General features: G+C 50.2%; 17 protein-coding genes and 1 pseudogene. 6 read left to right on the forward strand and 12 right to left on the reverse strand.

Features of this window, described 5'->3' with window-relative positions; genetic code table 11:
- Nucleotides 1–16 precede the first annotated feature (16 nt).
- The gene (locus NYE70_RS22485) at nucleotides 17–2,002 is read right to left on the reverse strand and encodes a hypothetical protein (RefSeq protein ID WP_341048322.1); all 1,986 of its coding nucleotides are present in this window, start codon (nucleotides 2,000–2,002) and stop codon (nucleotides 17–19) included.
- A gap of 197 nt (nucleotides 2,003–2,199) precedes the next feature.
- On the opposite strand from NYE70_RS22485, the gene NYE70_RS22490 reads away from it, so the two are divergent.
- Nucleotides 2,200–2,769, forward strand: a complete 570-nt coding sequence (locus NYE70_RS22490; protein WP_211026213.1) for a thymidine kinase — start codon at nucleotides 2,200–2,202, stop codon at nucleotides 2,767–2,769.
- A gap of 108 nt (nucleotides 2,770–2,877) precedes the next feature.
- On the opposite strand, the gene NYE70_RS22495 is transcribed toward NYE70_RS22490, so the two are convergent.
- The 4 genes from NYE70_RS22495 to NYE70_RS22510 all read right to left on the reverse strand — a co-directional run bounded on the left by NYE70_RS22495 (nucleotide 2,878) and on the right by NYE70_RS22510 (nucleotide 7,929).
- A complete protein-coding gene (locus NYE70_RS22495; RefSeq protein ID WP_290408656.1) occupies nucleotides 2,878–3,792 on the reverse strand; it encodes a DUF5692 family protein in 915 nt (304 codons plus the stop codon).
- Between the two features lie 249 nt (nucleotides 3,793–4,041).
- Nucleotides 4,042–5,292, reverse strand: coding sequence for an FAD-dependent oxidoreductase (locus NYE70_RS22500; protein ID WP_341048324.1), 1,251 nt, complete (start codon nucleotides 5,290–5,292; stop codon nucleotides 4,042–4,044).
- A 6-nt stretch (nucleotides 5,293–5,298) separates the two neighbouring features.
- On the reverse strand, nucleotides 5,299–6,339 hold the full coding sequence (locus tag NYE70_RS22505) for a helix-turn-helix domain-containing protein (protein ID WP_341048325.1): 1,041 nt from the start codon (nucleotides 6,337–6,339) through the stop codon (nucleotides 5,299–5,301).
- A gap of 180 nt (nucleotides 6,340–6,519) precedes the next feature.
- On the reverse strand, nucleotides 6,520–7,929 hold the full coding sequence (locus NYE70_RS22510) for a deoxyguanosinetriphosphate triphosphohydrolase family protein (protein WP_213654557.1): 1,410 nt from the start codon (nucleotides 7,927–7,929) through the stop codon (nucleotides 6,520–6,522).
- A gap of 211 nt (nucleotides 7,930–8,140) precedes the next feature.
- Here NYE70_RS22510 and NYE70_RS22515 point away from each other — a divergent pair, with 211 nt between their 5' ends.
- The 4 genes from NYE70_RS22515 to NYE70_RS22530 all read left to right on the forward strand — a co-directional run bounded on the left by NYE70_RS22515 (nucleotide 8,141) and on the right by NYE70_RS22530 (nucleotide 11,109).
- Nucleotides 8,141–8,590 carry a MarR family winged helix-turn-helix transcriptional regulator gene (locus tag NYE70_RS22515; protein ID WP_244861464.1) on the forward strand — a complete coding sequence of 150 codons (450 nt, stop codon included), beginning with the start codon at nucleotides 8,141–8,143 and terminating at the stop codon, nucleotides 8,588–8,590.
- 67 nt (nucleotides 8,591–8,657) lie between these two features.
- A complete protein-coding gene (locus NYE70_RS22520) occupies nucleotides 8,658–9,482 on the forward strand; it encodes an NmrA family NAD(P)-binding protein (RefSeq protein ID WP_341048329.1) in 825 nt (274 codons plus the stop codon).
- A 238-nt stretch (nucleotides 9,483–9,720) separates the two neighbouring features.
- The gene (locus NYE70_RS22525; protein WP_211026200.1) at nucleotides 9,721–10,065 is read left to right on the forward strand and encodes a PadR family transcriptional regulator; all 345 of its coding nucleotides are present in this window, start codon (nucleotides 9,721–9,723) and stop codon (nucleotides 10,063–10,065) included.
- Nucleotides 10,066–10,068: 3 nt separating this feature from the next.
- Complete coding sequence (locus NYE70_RS22530) at nucleotides 10,069–11,109, forward strand: hypothetical protein (protein WP_213654555.1); 1,041 nt, start codon at nucleotides 10,069–10,071, stop codon at nucleotides 11,107–11,109.
- 109 nt (nucleotides 11,110–11,218) lie between these two features.
- Here NYE70_RS22530 and NYE70_RS22535 read toward each other — a convergent pair whose 3' ends face one another.
- The 3 genes from NYE70_RS22535 to NYE70_RS22545 are packed head-to-tail and all read right to left on the reverse strand — an operon-like array spanning nucleotide 11,219 to nucleotide 14,302.
- Nucleotides 11,219–11,989 (reverse strand): YheC/YheD family protein, encoded by a 771-nt coding sequence (locus NYE70_RS22535; protein WP_341048330.1) that lies wholly within the window; start codon nucleotides 11,987–11,989, stop codon nucleotides 11,219–11,221.
- Nucleotides 11,990–12,047: 58 nt separating this feature from the next.
- Nucleotides 12,048–13,424, reverse strand: a complete 1,377-nt coding sequence (locus tag NYE70_RS22540) for a sugar phosphate nucleotidyltransferase (protein WP_341048331.1) — start codon at nucleotides 13,422–13,424, stop codon at nucleotides 12,048–12,050.
- A 44-nt stretch (nucleotides 13,425–13,468) separates the two neighbouring features.
- Entirely contained in the window at nucleotides 13,469–14,302 is an 834-nt protein-coding gene (locus NYE70_RS22545) for a DUF6492 family protein (RefSeq protein ID WP_290408661.1), read from the reverse strand.
- Nucleotides 14,303–14,538: 236 nt separating this feature from the next.
- Here NYE70_RS22545 and NYE70_RS22550 point away from each other — a divergent pair.
- Nucleotides 14,539–15,360: pseudogene (locus tag NYE70_RS22550) on the forward strand (VanZ family protein); the annotation flags it as partial.
- 2,020 nt (nucleotides 15,361–17,380) lie between these two features.
- Here NYE70_RS22550 and opp4C read toward each other — a convergent pair.
- The 4 genes from opp4C to NYE70_RS22570 all read right to left on the reverse strand — a co-directional run bounded on the left by opp4C (nucleotide 17,381) and on the right by NYE70_RS22570 (nucleotide 21,145).
- Nucleotides 17,381–18,247 carry an oligopeptide ABC transporter permease gene (gene opp4C, locus NYE70_RS22555; RefSeq protein WP_341048954.1) on the reverse strand — a complete coding sequence of 289 codons (867 nt, stop codon included), beginning with the start codon at nucleotides 18,245–18,247 and terminating at the stop codon, nucleotides 17,381–17,383.
- Between the two features lie 65 nt (nucleotides 18,248–18,312).
- A complete protein-coding gene (locus NYE70_RS22560) occupies nucleotides 18,313–19,266 on the reverse strand; it encodes an ABC transporter permease (protein WP_341048333.1) in 954 nt (317 codons plus the stop codon).
- 21 nt (nucleotides 19,267–19,287) lie between these two features.
- Nucleotides 19,288–20,145 (reverse strand): ABC transporter ATP-binding protein, encoded by an 858-nt coding sequence (locus NYE70_RS22565; RefSeq protein WP_290408571.1) that lies wholly within the window; start codon nucleotides 20,143–20,145, stop codon nucleotides 19,288–19,290.
- Nucleotides 20,138–21,145 carry an ABC transporter ATP-binding protein gene (locus tag NYE70_RS22570; protein ID WP_341048956.1) on the reverse strand — a complete coding sequence of 336 codons (1,008 nt, stop codon included), beginning with the start codon at nucleotides 21,143–21,145 and terminating at the stop codon, nucleotides 20,138–20,140. Before NYE70_RS22570 ends, NYE70_RS22565 begins: the two co-directional genes overlap by 8 nt.
- Nucleotides 21,146–21,148 lie beyond the last annotated feature (3 nt).

Consider the following 21,148-nt stretch of genomic DNA (forward strand, 5'->3'; position numbering starts at 1 on the left):
CTGAATAATTAAATTTCTACGGAGTACAAGTCAGATAGGTTCCTTTATTCCCAACGATGATATATTGTTTTCCGTCCCAGATAATTCCGGTCAAATATTCTGAAGTGCCCGAATGGACTTTGGTCCAAACCTTTCCGTCTTCGGATCTCAGTATCAATCCTCCCGCGCCTATTGTCATGAACTCATTGTTTCCATAGATTACTGCACTAAGTGTGTCTTCTTCCTTGGAGTTATTATCCAGATTTCTCAAATAGTATTTTTCGTATTCTGTCCAAGCCGGAAACTGAGCCTTTATCCATTTGCCATTCTCAAGATAATATAGCATGATCGTTGCGCTATCGTCCAAATACTGATACTTCACGGTATGATTGTTGCCTTTGACAATAATTGGTTCATCTTTAAGGCTTTGCGGATTGGGAGGACTAATGTCTTGCCAACCGCTTACGCCAGGTTCAATCTTATATTTATCCCCGTAATGCGTTCTGGCGATAAAAGCCTGTCCGTCCCATTTTACATCTACCGGATGATCCAATTCAGACATGATTTTGGTGGCCGGGACCCCTGTATCCTGAGCATTCTTATCATTATTATAGATAGACAAAAAATAATTGCTCATGATAGATGCCCATTTCCAGTCTTCCTCTTCAGCTGCCAAGGCAAAATCCTTGCCGTTGTAACTGGCGCTCTTCACGACGTACTGTTTTGGGATATAAAATGGATTCTTCCAGTTCAATGCATCCGGAGATGTCAGAAATAACCCATTCGAACCATAAATGTAATAGGTTCCTGATTCGTAGCCGATGCCTGAGAAGTCCAAGCTAATGGATGACGAGACACCCTCAACATATTGTTTTTTAAATTTTTTCAAATCCCCGGATGTATAAATCCCGCCAAAAGAACTTACGGAAATATATTGATGTCCATCCCAGATCGTTTTAAAAAATTGGATTCGGTCCGGGTTAATATCACTTATGGTAAGATCCTTAGGATCCTCAATGCTCTCTTCCCGATAACTTGCAGGTCCATCGAACATATTCACGGCATTCCACGTTGTAGCATCGGTCGAGGTTAGAAGATTTCCGCCATCAGCATTAATGACATATCGGCCGTTGACATAATCCAACGCATTCGCTCCCCAAGCATCCGACCAATCCAAAAGATCTTTGGATTTTTCGAGATCGACTCCCTGAAAAGATTTGGCTTTTATTGCAGCAACCCTGGAGCGCATTCCTTCTATACGTCCCCAAACGATTACCAGACCTTGCGGACCAAAGGTTGCATCCGTAAAGGTATGATCATAGTGATTCCAATTCACCAGATTTTTGCTGGTCAGCACTTCATATCTAGAAAAAAAACAATACATGCCATTTATGTATTTGAGCTTGCTTGCGTCATAGACATAGGGAGAAATCTGTGCCGTTTTCCAGTTCATTCCGTCCTTGGAAGTGGATACGAAAGCATATCCGGTGGGGGAATAGACCCGATAAGACGATTTAGGATAGATGGGATCTGGTTTAAAGGTATAGGTATCCATTTGGGTCAATAAAACGAATTGCTGACCGTCCCAGATCACGCTTGTATTCGATTGCACTTTACTTTTGGTGAAATCCCCTTTATTCGCCTCTGTCCAGGTTGGAACATTCTTCTTGGTAATGGTTAGCGTTTGTTTACTCCACTTGACTCCATCAGTAGAAGTCAGGAGTAAATTCTGGTCGCCGACAGCCACAAACATGCCATTACCAAACGTAACAGAAAGGATACGGTTCGTTACACCGGAGGAAACAATATACCACTTTTCCGAATCCTCAGATCGTACGATCGCTCCATCTCCTCCAACTGCAACATAAACACCGTTCCCATATGCGACATCAAATAAATCACTTCCGAAAAAACCTGTGTCCTTTTTGAACACATAATCCTGTTTTGCGAAAGATTGATCAGGTAAGGCCGAAATCATTAAAAACAGGCAAATCATGATTAATACGCTCTTCATCGCCTTCATGTCTAGAACTCTCCTTTAAATAACAAAAATTGATATAAACGCCATTATCAAATTCAAGTATAAACGAATAAAAATAAATAAACATGAAAATTATCCCAGCTATAGTAACCGGCTTACCGTTAGTTCATTTTGTGATAAAATAATTGTGTTTTGTATATAAAGCTTCAAGCGATATGAATACAGAGAGGAAGTCCCCATTGGCACAGTTGTTTTTTAAATATGGAGCGATGAACAGCGGGAAATCGATTGAAATTTTGAAGGTAGCCCACAATTACGAGGAGCAGAACAAGCCGGTTCTTATCTTCACGTCCGCCCTGGACAACCGGGATGAAGTCGGATATGTTTCCTCCCGGATCGGACTTCGCAGAGAAGCGATTCCGATTGCCGAAGATACCGATATTTTCGGAATCGTGCGGGATCATAGTCCCAAATTGTACTGCGTCCTTATCGACGAATGCCAGTTTTTAAACGAAGACAGCATTCTCCAGTTGGTCCGGATCGTCGATGAGTTGGATATCCCGGTCATGGCATTCGGTTTGAAAAACGATTTTCAGAACCATTTGTTTGAGGGCAGCCGTCAACTGCTCATTTATGCAGATAAAATCGAAGAAATGAAGACCATCTGCTGGTTCTGTGCGCGGAAGGCAACGATGAACCTGCGCGTCGAAGACGGCAAACCCGTATATACGGGTGAGCAAATCCAGATCGGCGGCAACGAGTCCTATTATCCGGTATGCCGCAAATGCCATACCAACCCGCCATTGTAACGAATACCTCTTATGACAAGAGCCCCGAACCAGGAAATTCTGGTGCGGGGCTCTTTTTGATGAGACTTATTTCTCCAGCCTTACAGTGAGCAGGCCGGATCCGAAGCCTTAATTCTGCTCGGCAATCGCTTTGTAGGCTTTCAAATCGGTATACACTTCCACTTTGAGCGGATTACGTTTATGCTTGGCGATTTTGTACACATGGTAAACGAATACCGCGATATTCGCAGCCAGCGACAAAGCGCTCACTACCCACAATGCCGTTTCGCTGTGAGAGGATTGAACCGCAAACTTGGATTCCCCGACAAACATCGGGAAGGACATTGTAAACATCATCCAAATTGCCAGAGTTTGAGCCCGATGCTGCAGCCATGCTCCCTTTTTAAAGAAGAAGGCCGGAATCGTACAGGAGATGAGCAGTGCGGCCCCTGCGTAGAACGAATGGTCGGATACACAGTTATACACATAGGCGAAATTCCAAATATCATAAGCGATGATCCAAAACCAGAGCTGATCCGGCCAGATCATATCCTTGGACCGGCCCTTGCTGACCACAATCCCCATCCAGCCGGAGATCGTAATAATGTTCAGCAGCCCGGCAATTCCGTTCATAATATTCCATGGTCCGCCGATCATCATAACGCCGTCGACGATACCGTTTAAACGATATACCTGAAAATCCCGGATTACGGCTTCAAGAATATTAACTGCCAGAATGATTGCCGGAAACATCAACACATATTTGTTCTTATCCCATCCTTTGACATACCTTAAAGCCATAAATCCGAGACAGCCCGCCAGTGCGGAATAGACCTTCACCCAATGAAACCAGGTGCCGACGCTGGAACCTTCTCCGGCCGTATTTGGCCAAACAGCAATGGTTAGAACAATCGGCAGAGCGAGAAAGAGTAATATCGAAACCCATTTACTCATTCGCGCCAGTTCATTCACAAGCATTAAGCCTCCGAGCACCACAAACCACATCAGGACGGAGTACCAAGGCATAGCTTCGAATAAAAACATGCATAACCCTCCCTAACTTCTTCATGAAATCGCTTCCTGCCTTGAATATAGCGGTTTGGCGATTTGTCTTCAAATCAGGGAAAGGCTTGCCACACAAGGGCTGGCGGACTTTGCTTTCAAGATAGGTTTACACATCCTATCAGGAGTTCTTTCTATCACAAACCCACATGGGACGCGGAATTTTTAAACTTAAAGTGTAAACAAATCATCAAAGTAAAATAATCGCGTATTTCGACACATTATGACAGATCAAAAATAGCGTTCCACCAATGCCTTGGCATAAATAATACAATTCTCCAGCGTCGGAAAATTCATGATCTCCCCGGCAAAATAGATGCCGTACTTCCCTTGCGCACGTTCAAGCTGGGTATAGAATCCTCTTTGCAGTGCCGCCGTATCCACGTGCGGGAAATGGTTCCAGCACTTCATCATGTAGAGCCGGATATTCTTCCCTCCCAGGCTGGCAAGCGTGGCTTCAATACTCTCCCGCATCTCCGACTCGCTCATCCCTTCATTCTCGGCCACGTAGATGGTAAGCAGATCGCTCTCCTCCAGATCCGCCCACCTGTAATACCAAGCCATCATTCGTCCTCTGTTGCCCGGTCCCATATTACCCGGAATGTAACCCGACAGCTTGGGGATATTGTCGACCCTGTAAGCATAAACCCGGAATCGTTCGTTGAATATTTTCTTGAACAGCTTGCGGTCTTCCTCCTCCAGATCAGTCTTGTCCGGCAGGTCCCGCAGTGAGGCCGTGTAAATCACTTTGTCAAAATAGAGATTCCCTTGATTCGTCTCCACCCTCACTTTACCCGGCGCCTCCCGCGCAATACGATTCACCTCGCAGGTGAGCCGCAGATCGGATGCCCTGTCGCCCATGCATTTTACCAAATCGGTTACTCCCTGAGGCCAGGTGATCATCGGTGTAATCTCAATGAAAGACATCAGATTATCGAAATTGAGCAGCTTCATGACATAAGCAGCGGGAACCTCATCAATGCTGCCATAACCAAAAGCGCTGAAATAGTGCATGAACACCTGTTTGAGCACGAACAGCCCATTTTCATCGCACCAGCAAGCGAAAGGCTTGCAGAGGTCCGAGGGAATATGCTCCAGACCGGGAGCTTTAAGCGACTCGTATCTGCCAAACAGTGCCGGCAGCCGCTTAAACTCTTTAGCAAAATCCGACATCTGCTCCTTTGGAATCTGCGAGATTTTATACCCTTCCCTGTTAAAAAAACCGCGCTCTAGTAAAGGGCCGCTCTCTTTCAAACCGAACTCCTTCATGAGCTCCATCGTCATCTTATACGACGGCAGTCCGATTAAAGCCCCCATTTCATAGGTTTTGCCCTTATATTCAATCGAGTGGCATTTGCCGCCCACCCGGTCTTCTTTCTCCATGATCGTCACATGAGAATAACCTTTCTTGGCTAGTTCATGGGCAAGCGTAACCCCGGAGATTCCCGCACCCACGATCCCGATTCTTTCGTCCCTGACCATAAATTGTCATCTCCTTGTATATAACCAGAGCGGCAAAGGCTCCTGGACGCCACTGTAGTCGAGCACCATATCGGATGGGGTCTTCCCGGAATGGGCTTCACCCCCAAGCGGGCGTTGATAGTTATAGTAGTTCATATATTCATTCAATCGCTGATCCAGCATTTCAAAAGATTGCAGCTCCCCGTCCCGCCAAGCGGGTTTGTAAAACTCCCGGTTCAGAATCCCGGTAAACTCGTGCAGCGGCCGGAATACTTCCGGATGATCGGCGCTGCAAGCGTTGAAATTAATACCTTGCTTATGTAAATATTCCGTATACTTATGATTTCCCCGCTCCCAGGCTGTCGAGAATTCCTGGCTCTTGTTAGTGACCAGATTGTCGATTCTCAAATGAAAGGTTCTCAGCAGCGGTATGATCTTCATGCGCATGAATTCGACAAGATGAATCGTTGATTTCCGATTGTACAGCTTTACTAGCGCCAGATGAGAATAGAAATCTATAAGCACGTATTGATACACGCTTCCGACCTTCGGGAACCTGCCTATGTACTGAATAGCTTGAAAACATATATAGCCGGGGTACGCATGATTCGGATCCTTCATCTGATAATCCAACTGCGGTTCCTTTCGCTGGGTTACCGTGGGGCTTGATTCCCTGCCAGACCCTGCTTTCTTCTTCGCTCTCGCCTCGCTTGCATACCGCTCACGATCCTTCCTCCGGCTCAGTCCATGTCTCCGCAGCACGTTATATATACCGGACTCCCCCGTCTTCACTCCTTCATCCTGCAATTCATAATAAATCCGTCTTGGCCCATCCTGTGGAAAACGAATAATATATTGCAAAATGATTCTTTCAGTTTTTCTGTCCACCTGGTTTGGCATCGCCGGCTTGCGTTCTTTCCTTTCCAGGCCGGCTATTCCTTGCTGCGTATAGGCGTTATACCAGCGGTAATACAGCGTTCTTGAAATCCCGAATTCCTTGCAGGTTTTAGCTATATTGCCCCCGGTCATTCCATGTTGGATCACCTGGTACTTCTGGTTCTCATTCAAAGGTGTGTCGCCCCCTTTTCTTTACCGCCCTATTACATATCATGTTAGTGATACTGCCGGTATCCATCAATGAGATGAGTTACATATCAATCGCTGATTCAAGAGTTAAAATCGAAGAAAAAAAGGTATGACAAGAGCCCCAACCTTGGTATAGGCTTGGGGCTCTCTGATGTGTCTCCACTAATCCATATCGTAAATCGTTCCGACTTTCAGTCCGTACAGCTCGTTGTAGATTTTTTCGGCATAGGCGTCCGTCATTCCCGCAATATAATCGATAATCATATGTTCCCAAGTCCAGATCGGATGAGCCTGCTGCTGATCCCGGTCGAACCGGCGCAGCCAGTCTCCCGGAATGATCGACTTCGAGGTGACCGGATCGACAAAAGCGTCCCACAGCCGTTTGATGACCCAGGCGCTCCGCTTCTGCAAACGCTGAACCCGGAGATCCCGGATCATCGTCACCCAGGCAAAGCTCTTGAGCACGCTGACCGTACGCAGCATATCTTCGTCTTCCCTGCCTTCCCTCACGAAGGTGACCTTCTGCCAATCGCCATCGGCCACCACGCCCAAGCTCCCTACGAATAAGCTGACCCAATACGCCTTTACCTCCCGCCGGGTCCGGGAATTGTCATGGCCGCAGATCGGCATTTTCGTCTTCCAGACGTTCAGGAACGAGGTAAGCACTTCCTCCACCTTGAGCTGGATGCGGTCCGGCGTCCAATTGTCCCAGAACACATCCTCCAGGGTCATGATCTTCTCAACGATCAGCCGCTGGATATGCGAATCGAACAAAAAATGCTCGTGAACTTCGATTTTGCCCGCTTTGATTCCGTCTTCGAGATCATGGGCGGAATAGGCGATATCGTCGCACAGATCCATGAGCTGGGCTTCAAACGTCTTCTTCCCCCGGGGAAGCCCCCATAGGTCCCTTATATAGGAAATATACTCCCATTCATGCCGGTAAAGGCCCTTTTTGTTCTCCGTTCCGGGATAGGGGTACTTGTTGGTCCCCAAGAGGACCGCATCGGAAAGGTTCAACCCGTCGATGTTTTCCCGTTTCTCCAAGAACATCATGAGCCGGAAGTTATGGGCATTGCCTTCGAAATGCTCGTATTTCCGCCGGAACGCTTCGCGGGTACGCGCCTCTTCTTCCGGTGAAGCGTTTCTCCCTTTCAACTCCTGGTTGATCTTCTGCTCGATCAGATTCTCCAAAATATTCTCCAGCACCTCTTCCCCTTTATGTCCAAAAGGAGGGTGCCCGAAATCGTGGGAAATCGCCGCGCATTCCACCACTTCCGGGTCGATAATCAAGCCGGGGTGTTCCGCGGTCTCCGTCGCCACCTCCGGGTATGCCCGGATCAGGCTGCGCGCCGCCTCACGGGCGATTTGCGCCACCTCGAGCGAATGGGTCAGCCGGGTGCGGTAATAGTCCCCGGTTCCGGCGCCGAACACCTGTGATTTCCCCTGCAGCCGGCGAAAGGTCGGCGAATGGATCAACCGGGAATAATCGCGTTCGAACGTCGCGCGGTTCGTCTCATGCCCGATATTGTCCGGATATTGCCGGTGCTGTCTTAATTCCTGAATATTCATGATCTGCACTCCTTTTATCACTTCAGCCTATTATTGGCGGAATCTGGCTTTACGTTACATGGAATATGATCTGCTTATGTTATTGTAGCCGTCCAGAGGCCGAACTTAAAGCCTGTTTATAAGAACGGTTGTATAAAATTGACATATTATCCGCTCTGTAGTACGATCCACTTAGTTAAATATTTAACTAAATTACGGAGGATTTAAACCATTGACTATTCAAAAGTATGTGACGAAACAGCCTCTGGAGGTCCAGACCTTTTTCGCCATGGTGGATACGACCGCTCATCTGGTAGCGGCTTCCGAGAAGTATTGGGTATCCAAAAATCTAAACGGAGCTCGAATCCGAATCCTGGTTGAAATCGCCAAAGCGGGCGGAAATATTCTTCCTTCTGTGCTCGCCGGCCGGATCGGCGTCACCAAGGCAAATATCAGTGCCATGTTGATACCGCTGGAACAGCTTGGCTATATTCATACTGCAAGCCATCCCGAAGACGGCCGTAAACGCCGAATTATCCTTTCGGCGGAAGGCGAGCGGCTGCTGCACGATGTGATGCCGGGAAACCGCGAGACAATTGCGGAAAATATGAAGAGCCTGGACGAGGAAGAGCTGCAGCAGTTGCTAAGCCTGCTTCATAAATTGCACAAGAAACTTGATTGAAAGTTTCTTGCGCCTATTTAGTTAAGCGTTTAACTTATTTTAGCCAAAATGGAAGGATGGAAACCGTATGAAACTCATCATTACCGGAGCTACAGGCAATTTGGGGAAACATATTCTAAAGCTGTTGCTGAAAGTCGAGTCTGCTCAAAATATCGTGGCCAGCCTGCGCCGTCCGGAAGCCGGCAAAGCATGGAGCGATCTCGGGGTGGAAGTGAGATACGGGGACTACGATGATCCCGCTTCCCTTGAATCTTCTTTTTACGGAGCTTCGAAGCTGCTCTTGATCTCTTCCTCCCACCAGAACGATGAAGTTCGTTTACAGCAGCATCTTCGTGCCGTAGAAGCGGCTCAAGGAGCAGGCGTGGAACACCTCCTCTATACAAGCATCGCCCGGCCGGAACAAGGAAAACTGCCGCTGCACCAGCTGCATTTGCAAACGGAACAAGCAATTAAAGCGTCCAACATCCCCTACACTTTCCTGCGGAACGCCTACTATATGGATATCCTCAAATTTCTGGGTGTCCGGGAGGCGGCCGAAAGCGGAGAGCTCATCACCCCGCCGGGAGAATGGGTCTTCAATACCGCGGCCCGGGAAGACTTGGCTGCGGCGGCCGTAACGATTCTTACCGGGAAAGGCCATGAGAACGCAACCTACGAACTTACCGCGCCTCACACTTGGAACATGGAAGATCTGGCGAATGCCCTATCGGAGGTGACCGGACGCTCCGTCGTTTGCCGGACCTCCCCCGACTCGTCCAATCCTGTCTTTCAAATGCTCAAGCTCGCCGACATGTCTTACGTGTCGCCCGATTTGGCGAGGCTGGCAGGCTCCCCGCTCCGCTCGATCAAGGATGAGCTTAGGACGATGTTTGGGACCGCCCAACGAATATAGACGTAATGGAACTATATTGAAATAGCATACACAGCGAAGGAACCCCTGCTTCGCGCGCGTAGCTCCCGAACGCGTCCGCGAAGCCGCGTTTGGCGCATTCATGCCCAGGCGTTGCCTCAGGGCTCCTTTGCTGTTTTTTGCATACAAATGTATACCTGTTATTATTTTGTATAAAATTATAATAGACCATTTACAATAGTGTGTGTCATACAGTATGATTACATCAGGAGTTGATAATATGGCTGACGTAGCAGAAACAATACAAGGATTACTAAGCGAACTGAGACGCGGAACGATCATTATCGGGGTTCTCAGCCAGTTGTCAGATCCCCAGTACGGTTATTCGCTTGTCTCGGTTCTCGAAGAAAAGGGAATGAGCATTGATCCCGGAACCCTCTATCCCCTGCTTAGAAGGCTGGAGAAGCAGCAATTGCTGGAGAGCAGCTGGGATACGAACGAAGCCCGCCCCCGCAAATATTACGTGCTGACGGAGTTCGGTCGTGCTGTATATTCGGGATTATGCCGGGAATGGCGAGAGCTCACCGCAAGTATGGAGAAAATTGTAGACCTTGAAGGAGGTTAATCGATGGAACTAATCGACCGTTATGTTTATGCAGTAGTACAGAAGCTGCCTGAGCAGCAAAGAAATGATATTCGCAAGGAGCTCTATGGGCTGATTGAAGATATGCTTGAGGAACGGTCCCCCCTTACCGCGCCTTCCCGCGAGGATGTGGAACAGGTGCTTCAACAGCTCGGCCATCCGAGCGTCATGGCGGCCAAATATCGGGGACACGAAAGATATTTGATCAGCCCGGCTCTATTTGACTCTTACCTGTCCGTCATCAAAATCGTCTTGATGGCCATCCTTCTTTCAATGAGCGTCGTTTTTGTCATTGATTGTATCGTTGAGCCCGCACCGATTCTCGACCACTTTATCGATTATCTTGTGTCCTTGATATCCGCTGGTTCCCAGGGTTTCGTATGGGTAACGGTTATCTATGCATTCATCGATTTCGGAGCCCATAAGAAATATGCAGGCCATGGCGATATGTCTAAAAAGTGGTCTCCCGCCGACCTCCCCCCTATTCCCGATCCTAAATCGCAGATTAAGCTTTCGGAGCCGGTGGCAGGCATTATTTTTACAGTGCTGTTTACAGTGATCTTCATGTTCGGATCCGAGCTCATTGGGGCATATCGGTTTCACGACGGTCTCGTGACCTCAATTCCGCTTATGAACTCCGACGTCATAGGCAAATACCTGCCTTTCATCGGCGTTTTGGGAGCGTTAGGCGTCATGCGGGAAGTTCTGAAGATAATTGTTCGCCGCCGAACGTTGACGATCCTCATCTTCCATATTTGTCTAAGCCTGCTGGGACTGGTCTTTGCCGCTATTTTGTTGAACACGCCGGGTTTCTGGAACGACGATTTCCTGAGTCAGCTTCAGGCCGTCGGATGGGCTCCGCAAGGCGGCGAGGACTACGAGAACCTCAAGTCGATATGGTTTGCGGTCACCCATAACCTTATCTATTTTATCGGGCTCTTCACGATCATTGACCTTGTTTCCGAAGTGTATAAATGGTTCCGTATCAGAATGCCGGAGGAATCGGGAGCTACGACCATAAGATAAAAAGAGCTTCTCACGCAGATTTTAGATAATTAATAAAGCGTATGGCAAATGGATGAGGCATCCGGGACCATACGCTTTTTTTCATACCAGAGTCATCAATAATGAAGGATCAGGACTTTCGCTTTCCAAGCGCTCGCCGATAGGCCATAACTTTCCGGTACATGGATTTATCCTTTAACTGGTTGAAAATATACGGATCCGGATTGGTGTTGACCTCAATGATCCAAGGGGTCAGCGTACGGTCGAGTCCCACGTCTACGCCCAACTGCTTGAAGCCGAGATTTTTCTTATGATAAAACCGGCCGATATCTTCCCCCAGCTTTTTCAAGCGCCGGATTAATTCAGCCTGACGGGCCGAATTCATATGCGGAGATAGAAGCTTCTCTATAGAAGTCGGTTTGCCCCCGTTGTGATAATTAGTAACGATCTTGCCGGACTGGGCCACCCTTCCGATCATGCCTGTAGTCTCCCATGTCCCCTTTGGACTGAGCTGAACCATGACCCGAAGGTCAAATCGCCGGTCTTGATGCTTCAGCAGCACAATCCCTTTTTGGATCAGATAGCTTCGGCTTCCGATATGCTTTTTCAATGACAGGTAAAAGGCCTCGATGCCCGACTTTTTTGTTTTCTTCGTATCTCTTTGGTATTGGTATAGCGTTCTTCCCGATTCCGTGACAACTTCGGCTCGCATTACCCCGTTGCCATAGGTCCCGCGCTCAGGCTTGATATAGACCATTTTGTATTTTTGAAGCATCTTTTTCAGGTTCTCCCTGCTGAACCGAACTGTTTCCGGAATCAGCGGCGAGATCGCGGTGCTCCGCATCAATACTTTGGTTTTAATCCATTTGCTTGTGAGCGTGGATCCTCCTGATCTCCCCATTCTATTTCCTCCAGTTTTATTTGAATTTGAATTTGTATTTGCATATTGCCGTGACTCACTATTTCCGGCCATCCTTCTTATCAGGGATATTCCAACCCAACACCGGAGGCATTCTCACGATATCCTCTTTTACCGGCGTTGCCCCGCTTTCGACTTGAATGAATTCCAGCAAAGTGAGCGCTTTTATGCCGTGCGGAATCCCCGGAGGGATGATTATGCTGTCGCCTTCGGACAAAGAATGTATCTTCCCGTCCAGCGCATACTCTCCCGAACCGGAGATAATCGTCCATGCCTCGATCACGCTGCGGTGCCGGTGGTAGCTGGTATGCTTGCCTGGCAGCATTCTGATCTTCGAGATCACCGTTTCCCTGTCCCCGTCCGAACGGGAAATGTCCAGGATGGAGATGCTTCCCCACCTCTTCTCCTCATACATGGGAAAAGAAGCCCCAGCCTCCAGTTCGCTCTTGATCCGGCTGGCCGCACTCTTTCCCGCCACGAGAATACCGTCTAAACTTGCCGCGACGATTAACCCGGGAGCCCCGACGACGTGGATCGGAATGGCCAGCTCATTGACCAAATGGGTACCTGCGGAGTCCTCGGATATTTTCCCTTTGCCTAAGCTGCGGCTTAACAGATAGCGGGTGAGCTCATTCCAGTTGCCAAGGTCGTTCCACATTCCGTCATACGGCAGAACAACAGCCCGCTGTGTTTGTTCCGCCACCTCGCGGTCGAAGCTTTCCTGTGGCATGCTGTCATAGCGATTTAGCAGCCCCTTGTATAACGGCTGAATTCCTCTGTCCGCCATACAGGACAGGAGATAGCGCAGACTGCAGGCAAAGACGCCGCAATTCCACAACGCGCCTTGTGAGATCAAAATCTCCGCATTTGCCTTGTCCGGTTTCTCAACAAATGAACCGACTTCCGCATAACTCCCCGCCGGATATCCGGATTTTGGAACGATATAGCCGAAGGCATCCGAGGGGAATCGCGGAACGGTGCCAAGCAGTGCCATGTCTGCCCCGGAATCCGCCAGGGCGGCAGGCATTCGTTGAAGCAGCTCAAAGAACGAGGGCTCGACGAAGGAATCGACCGGCATCACGATCACCGTCTCGTCAAGTTCCGCCCCTGCTACGGAATGCAAGTAGGCCGCCGCCAGGGCGATCGCGGTAAAGGTACCCCGCTTCTGAGGTTCGCCGAGGACTGGAATGTCTCCGCCTATATGGTGCCTTGTTATTTCCACCTGGGAATGATGCGTGACGATGCAACAGCGCCCCAGCAGTCCCGCCTGCTCCAGCCCGCGACATATTCGCTGAATCATCGATTCCATCCCGCCGTCCGGAGACCTCAGCAGCTTTAGGAACGCTTTGGATCTTACTTCGTTCGACAGCGGCCACAGCCGCTTGCCGGAACCGCCCGACAGGAGAACAATCCGCAAGTTCTATCTCCTCCCCGTCATCCTTTGAATTTTCCGCCAGGCTTTTATTTGCGGCGGGCGCGACTCACGCCAGGCGTTCTCACATACCCTTTCCGTTTATGAAAAGACAGCGAACGATACGTTTTGGCCAATCCGGCGAGCCGCTGCTTGCCGATTTCGCCGGGGCTGCCGTGCAGGCTTTTGTTGCGCGCTTTGCGGAGAAGGGTCCGTGCCCGGTCCGTGGAGTAGACGTAATTGCCGTACGTTTCATATTCCGAGAAGGCAAACTGTTTGCTTCTATTCATGCTGGAAATAATAGCCTTGTACCATGGCATTCCGTGTCTGGCTTCGATCTCTTTTTTCATACGGTACAGCTTTGCCTTATCAAACAGCATATAGTGGGTTACGAAAGAAGAAGACGAGGATACCTTCCGGCCCATGAGTCTCCTGTACGTCTTAAAATACTCCGGCTGGCTCCAGTTCCGGCAATAAAAAACACTCTTTCCCCCGGAACGGAAGCTGTGCGGCGTAATCAGCACGGTGTCGGCATCGATGACGAGAAAATAATCCGAACCGCATAACCGGTCCCCGCTTAATTTCAGCAGTTGCTGAAACAGCCAGCCCGACCGCTCCCACTTGGCCGAGCCATAAGAAATGTCCCGCTTGGTCAGCGGCAGAACCTTATTCTCGTCTACAAATCTGCAGCCTTTGGCACGGCAGAAATCCATCATTCTTTTCCTTTTGGGAGCGATGATAATAATTTGGCCGATAGGATGCTGCACTTGTGCTCTTACGGCATCAATCACATAGGGAAGCGAACCGAGATCTTTTTCTATTGCCGGAATCAGCACATCAATCTTGACGGCAGCATGAATGCGGCCGGTCCTGCTAAGAGGCATAGCTTCATCTCCATATCCTAAAAGATGCTAATAGCATATGTATCCCGGGTGCCTTGCGAATGGTCTTATGCCGGAGAGGGCTTCAATTTTTAAACTAAATTTAAACCCGGGCTTATACTCCGTATGTTAAGATGATAAGCAGCGTTGAAACGAAGCTTTTTTCCGAAGGTTTTCAGAAACTATTTCAAAGCTATTTCATTTAGTAATTTGATCATATACGAAAGGTGTCCATTCCCATGTTTGAGTCCTACCTGTTTCCTATCGCTTATGCCTTTATGGCATTTCCTGTGGCCGCGTTATTTTTTACGCTTCCTTTTCTCGTAGTGCAGTACCGCAGACACGGTTACATTAACAAGGTCCGGGCTTTTGTACTCTACCTGTTTCTGCTCTATCTGATGAACGCCGTATTCCTGGTGATGCTGCCCTTGCCCGCCACCCGTCACAATCTGCCGCTGAGCGCGGGTACGATGCAACTGGTGCCATTTAACTTTATCCAGGACATACTCAGAGAAACCTCTGTCGTTAAAGGAGTTCCCTCAACCTATCTACATTTGCTAAAAGAGCGCGCTGTTCTCCAGGTATTGTTCAACGTGCTTCTAACCGTTCCGTTTGGAATGCTGGTCCGTTACTATTTCCGGATCGGTCCTTTGCGGTGCCTGCTGCTCTCCTTCCTGTTGTCCCTCTTCTTCGAGGTGACGCAACTGACCGGAATATACGGCCTGTACGATCATGCCTACCGGGTGTTCGACGTGGATGATCTGATGACCAACACCCTTGGCGGAATGATTGGATTCCTGGCCGCCGTGTGGCTGTCCGGACTGCTGCCGCGCATTGAACATTTGGATAAGGGAGTGGATCTGTCCACCAAAAGAGTCTCCTACACCCGGCGTGGTCTGGCATTCATGTTCGATTTCGCCAACTGCATCATTCTCATGACAATATGCTACACACTCCGAATTCCGGGTGCCTACTTTGTATCGACGGGATTGTATTTCATCCTGCTTCCCTACCTGACCGGCGGCTGTACGTTCGGTAAATGGCTGGTGCGGATCAGGCTGATCAGGAGCGCCGGAGCAAGCACTAATTCCAAAGCGGAGCGCTGGAGTGGAATGGATCGTGCCATGGGCGGGGCCGGTGCGAACAGTGTGCTGGGTGCTGGAGGCGGTCTTGGGGCGGATAGAGCGTCGAGAGTGGATGGGGTGCTTGGTGCTGACAGAGCGCTCAGAGCGCTCAGAGCGAATAGTGCGGATAGTGCGCTGAGAGCGGATGGTGCTCTTGGTGCAAATAAAGTGCTGAGAGCGGATGGTGCTCTTGGTGCAGATAAAGCGCTGAAAGCGGAAGGTGCTCTTGGTGCAGATAAAGTGCTGAGAGCGGATGGTGCTCTTGGTGCAGATAAAGCGCTGAAAGCGGATGGGGTGCTTGGTGCTGACGGGGTGCTGAGTGAGAATAGTGCAGACGGTGCGGAAGGAGCCTTTCGTGCAGACAGTTCTATTGGTGCGGACAGAGCGCTTAGTACACAAAAGGCCCTTCGTGCAGACAGTTCTCGTGGTGCGATCGGTACGCCTAATGCGAGTAGTGCGGCGGGGAGCGTATCGGGTACCAAACAAATCAGCAACGTTCGTGAAGCGGGCGATCCAACCCGGATCACGCTGTTTGCCCTTATTCTGCGCAACGGTATGCTTTATTGGGTACTGTTCGGTTTAAACCGTATGATGGCGTTCTCGTCCAGCGAATTCCCGGGAATATCCCGATTTCTGCTCGGAATGCTCGTACTGGCGATAGACTTATGGTTCTTCATTCATTTGGTCAAGCACTTGTTTCAAAAGGATCCCCAGCTGTTCTATGAAAAAATCAGCAAAACGCAGCACAAAATTATGTTTAAACCGTCTGCCGATATCCAAGGAGAAAAGGCTTAATCTGAAGGCTTCACTTTAACCCTAAATCTGAGTTCTTCGTATTACAGTAAATGGGCAAAACGTTCCTCCGAATAGAGCCAACCTCGCCATAAACACAAATATAACTGTAATACCTACAGCTATTTTTGTGTTTTTTTCGTCTTTCTGACTTTTAACTGTAAAACCTGCAGCTATATCAACTCAAAACGCAAAAAGCGGGGCCAACCTTCTAACTTTAGATGTAGGTTTTACAACTAAATTCACAAATGACATCAGCCAACCAAAATTAGCTGTAGAAATTCCATCTAATTTCCCAAAGTTGCAGGTTCATAGTTAGTGGATCAGCGATCGACAGTCGAGGGTTTCACCAGTTTTTAAGTAATCAGAGGGTTGTGAGGGTTGTGAGCGGTGCGAGGGGTGTGAGTGGTTAGGGGTATATAGTGTGATCAAGCATTTGTTCCAAAAAAGCTCTCAGCTGTTCTATGAAAAATCAGCAAAACGCAGCACAAAATTATGTGGAAACCGTCTACCGATATCCACGGAGAAAAAGCTTAATCTGAGTTCTTCGTATTCCAGTAAGTGGGCAAAACGTTCCTCCGAATAGACCCAATCTCGCCATAATCACAAAAATAACTGTAAAACCTACAGCTATTTTTGTGTTTTTTTCGTCTTTCTGTCTTTTAACTGTAAAACCTGCAGCTAATTCAACTCAAAACCCGAAAAACGGGGCCAACCTTCTAAATTAAATGTAGGTTATGCATCTAATTTCACAGATGACATCAGCCAACCAGAATTAGCTGTAGAAATTCCATCTAATTTCCCAAAGTTGCAGGTTCGTAGTTAGTGGATCTGCAATCTACAGTCGAGGGTTTCACCAGTTTTTAAGTAATCAGAGGGTTGTGAGGGTTGTGAGGGTTGTGACGGTTGTGAGGGTTGTGACGGTTGTGAGCGGTGCGAGGGGTGTGAAGGTGTAGTTACTGGCTATATGATCATCAGTCGAAGGTTTTTCAGTGACTTTCTAATAATCAGATAGGTGCGCGGACATAGTTGGTGGAACTGCAAACCGTTAAACGTTAGTGGCTTAATCGAGCGTGCTATCTCATCCAACTCTCCTCTGACATTCCTCACCATCCTCCGCTCCAACAATAATAATAAAGCCGCCCAAAGGGCGGCCTTCCATCTTTTATTTGTTGTTCTTCGGGTCAAGCGCATCCCGGAGCGCGTCGCCGACGAAATTGATCGACAGCACGATCAATATGATCATGAGGCCGGGCGGGACCCACAGCCAGGGCTGCGAGGTCAGCACTGTCAGCGACTGGGCGCTGGCAAGCATGTTGCCCCAGCTCGGCGTCGGCGGCTGAACGCCGAGTCCGAGGAAGCTGAGCGCGGCCTCGTCCAGGATCGCGCCCGCCACGCCAGACGTGGCGTAAACGAGAATCGGCGCGACCACATTCGGCAGAATGTGCGAGAAGATGATGCGCACCGAGCTGAAGCCGAGCACGCGGCCGGCCTTAACGTAGTCGTTCTCTTTGGCCGGTAGCACATTCCCCCGCACCAGCCGGGCCACGCCCGGCCAGCCGAGTACCCCGAGGATCAGGATGATGTTGGTTAGGCCCGGTCCGACAATGCTGGCGACGACCAGAATCAGCATGATATAAGGGAACGACATGAAGATGTCGGTCAGCCGCATAATGATGCTGTCGATCCATCCGCCGAAATAGCCGGAAATCAGGCCGAGCACCGTGCCGATGACCGCAGAGATGACGATCGAGCCCAGGCCGACGGCCAGCGACACCCGAGCGGCATAGATCAGGCGGGACAATTGGTCGCGGCCGACCTGATCCGTACCGAGCCAGTGCTGCAGCGAAGGCGCCGCGCCAAAGCTGTCCGTAACGGTGGTCGGCTTATATGCCGTTATAAAAGGAGCAAAGATCGCGCATAACGTCAGGATGCCAATGACCACAAGCCCCGCCACGGCGAGCTTATGCCGCTTGAACCGGCGCCAGAACAGGGTCCGGGAATTCTCGTCCCCCTCCGGCCAGCCGAGCATCTCCTCCTGCGCTTCCGAGCGCCCTGCAAAATATCTTTTAAATAAATTCATTTAACCGCCGCTCCCTATTTGCTGTATTTGATTCTCGGATCGACCAAGGCATATGCGATATCCGTCAGCAAATTCGCCAGAATGACGATGACGGCCGCCAGCAAATTCAGCCCCATGATCGTGGAGTAATCCCGGCTCATAATGGAAGACATCGTCAGTTGGCCGATGCCCGGCCACGAAAAGATCTGCTCGATTACAACCGCACCGCCGAACAGGATCGGAATCTCCATGCCGAGTACAGTAACAATTGGGATGAGGGCGTTACGGACAGCGTGTCTGTTGATGACCAGCGTTTCCTTCAACCCTTTGGCTCGCGCCGTGCGCAAGTAATCCTGCTCAAGAATTTCCAGCATGCTTGAGCGGACGTAACGGATGTTCCGCCCCGCTACATTGGCCGTGAGCACGATCACCGGCATAATCAAATGCAGCAGAATGTCAACAAACCCGCCGCCGCCGCCCAGGGTACTCATTCCGCTCGAAGGCAATATTTTCAACCATAAAGAGAATACGTATATCAGTCCGAGTCCGAGAAAAAAGTTCGGGATCGAGATCCCCAGGAAAGACCCCGTTACCGCCGCATAATCCAGCTTGGAATACTGTCGTCTGGCACTCAGGATACCGAGCGGAATCGCGATGGCAACGCCGATGATCAGGGAGGTCCCCATCAGCAGCAGGGTTGGTCCAAGCCGGTCAAAAATCATTCGTCCGACAGGTTCATACGTCACCATGGAATAACCGAGATCCCCGCGCAGCAAATGGGTGAACCAGCTCCAATACTGAACGTAGGCCGGAGCGTCCAGGCCGAGCTCAATCCGCTTCGCCTCCAGCGCAGCCGCAGGAGTCTGCGGACTGATCAGCATGTCCACGGGATTGCCCGGAGCCATTTTCATAATGATAAAATTGATGACGGTCACCCCGAGCAGCACCGGGATTGCAATCAGCAGCCGCCTAATCACATACTTGAACAAACGTAACACCTCGGATCTTCATCAATGGGAGTGGAATGCCCGGCGCTTGTTTCTCTGGCGCGGATCGGCAATCGGACTGGCGTCCAGCAGCGTTCTAGTATACTCATGCTTCGGTTCCCGGAAAATCTCGTCCACTTTCCCGGTTTCAACGATTTTCCCAGAATACATAACGGCAATTCGGTCGCTCACATATTTGACCGCTCCCAGTCCATGCGCGATAAACAAATAAGTAAGACCGAGCTCACGCTGTAATTCTTTGAGCAGGTTCAAAATCTGAGCTTGTATCGAAACGTCCAGCGCGGAAACAGGCTCATCACATACGACCAAACGGGGCTTAAGAGAGAGCGCACGCGCAATGCCGATACGTTGGCGCTGGCCGCCGGAAAATTCATGCGGATAGCGGCCCCGGCTATTCTTCGGTAGTCCGACAAGCTCAAGCAGCCGGTCCACTTCCCGGGAAATATCCTTGGCCGGCATGATCCGATGCACCTTTAACGGCTCGGCGAGCAGATCGCCCACCCGTTTACGCGGATTCAGCGAAGAATACGGATCCTGAAACACGATTTGCAGTTCCGATCTCAGACCGATCATTTCGCGCGGCGATAGCCGGGAAATGTCCTGCCCGTCGAACAGAATCCGCCCTTCCGTCGGCGTCTCGAGCCCGACGATGAGCTTGGCGATCGTGGACTTGCCGCTGCCGGATTCTCCGACCAGTCCCAGCGTTTCCCCCGGATAAATGGTCAAATCGACTCCGTCCACAGCTTTAACATGATCGACGGTATGGTTAATGATCCCTTTGCGGACCGGGTAATATTTTTTCAGGTTTTCCAACGCGAGCAGCGGTTGCAAGGGCACAGCAGGATCCTTCGGATTATGCATGGCTATCCTCTTCCTCCCGTAGTCCGTTCTCCGCCCGCCGGACTTCCCAGCAGCGCGTGAAGTGGTCTTCCCCTGTTGCCGACAGCAGCGGCATTTCCTTTGCGCACCGATCGGTGGCGTATGGACAGCGATTCGTGAAGCGGCAGCCCGGAATCGACTCGTATCTAGCCGGTACTGCGCCCGGAATCGACTCCAACTGTTCGTCATTCGCCGCATCGATCCGCGGGATCGACTTCAATAACCCCTGTGTGTACGGATGCTTCGGCTGTTCAAACAGCTCGAACACGTCCGCTTCCTCGACGACTTGTCCGGCATACATGACCACGACCCGGTCGGCCATTTCGGCAACGACGCCAAGATCATGCGTAATGAGCAGAATAGCCGCGCCGGCTTCCCGGCACAGCTCTTGCATCAGCGTCATGATTTGGGCCTGGACAGTTACGTCCAGCGCCGTGGTCGGCTCGTCCGCGATAAGCAGCTTTGGCTTGCAGGACAGGGCCATCGCGATCATAACGCGCTGGCGCATGCCGCCCGACAATGCGAACGGATATTCATTCATCATCTTCTCGGGCCGTGGCAGCCCGACCTTCTCCAGCATGCGAATAGCCGTGGCATGGGCTTCTTTTTTGCTTTGCCCCATATGAAGCATAATCGCTTCGCGCATCTGGAAGCCGATACTCAGAACCGGGTTCAATGAAGTCATCGGCTCCTGAAAGATCATCGAGATCTGATTGCCGCGAATGCTGCGCATCCCCGGATCATCCAGCTCGAGAAGATCCCGGCCGTCGAACATGATACGGCCTTCTTCAACCCGGCTGTTGCCGCCGAGCAGCCGCATGATGGACAGGGCAGTGACGCTTTTGCCACTGCCCGACTCCCCCACGATAGCCAGCGTTTCGCCCGGCATGACGCGAAAGCTTACATCATCTACCCCCACGGTTCTACCCCGATCGCTGTCAAACGCGACCCGCAGATGATCCACTTTGAGCAGTTCGTTCATCTC

Origin of the sequence: Paenibacillus sp. FSL R5-0407 (genome assembly GCF_038009185.1) — a bacterium.
Taxonomy (GTDB): domain Bacteria; phylum Bacillota; class Bacilli; order Paenibacillales; family Paenibacillaceae; genus Fontibacillus; species Fontibacillus vini.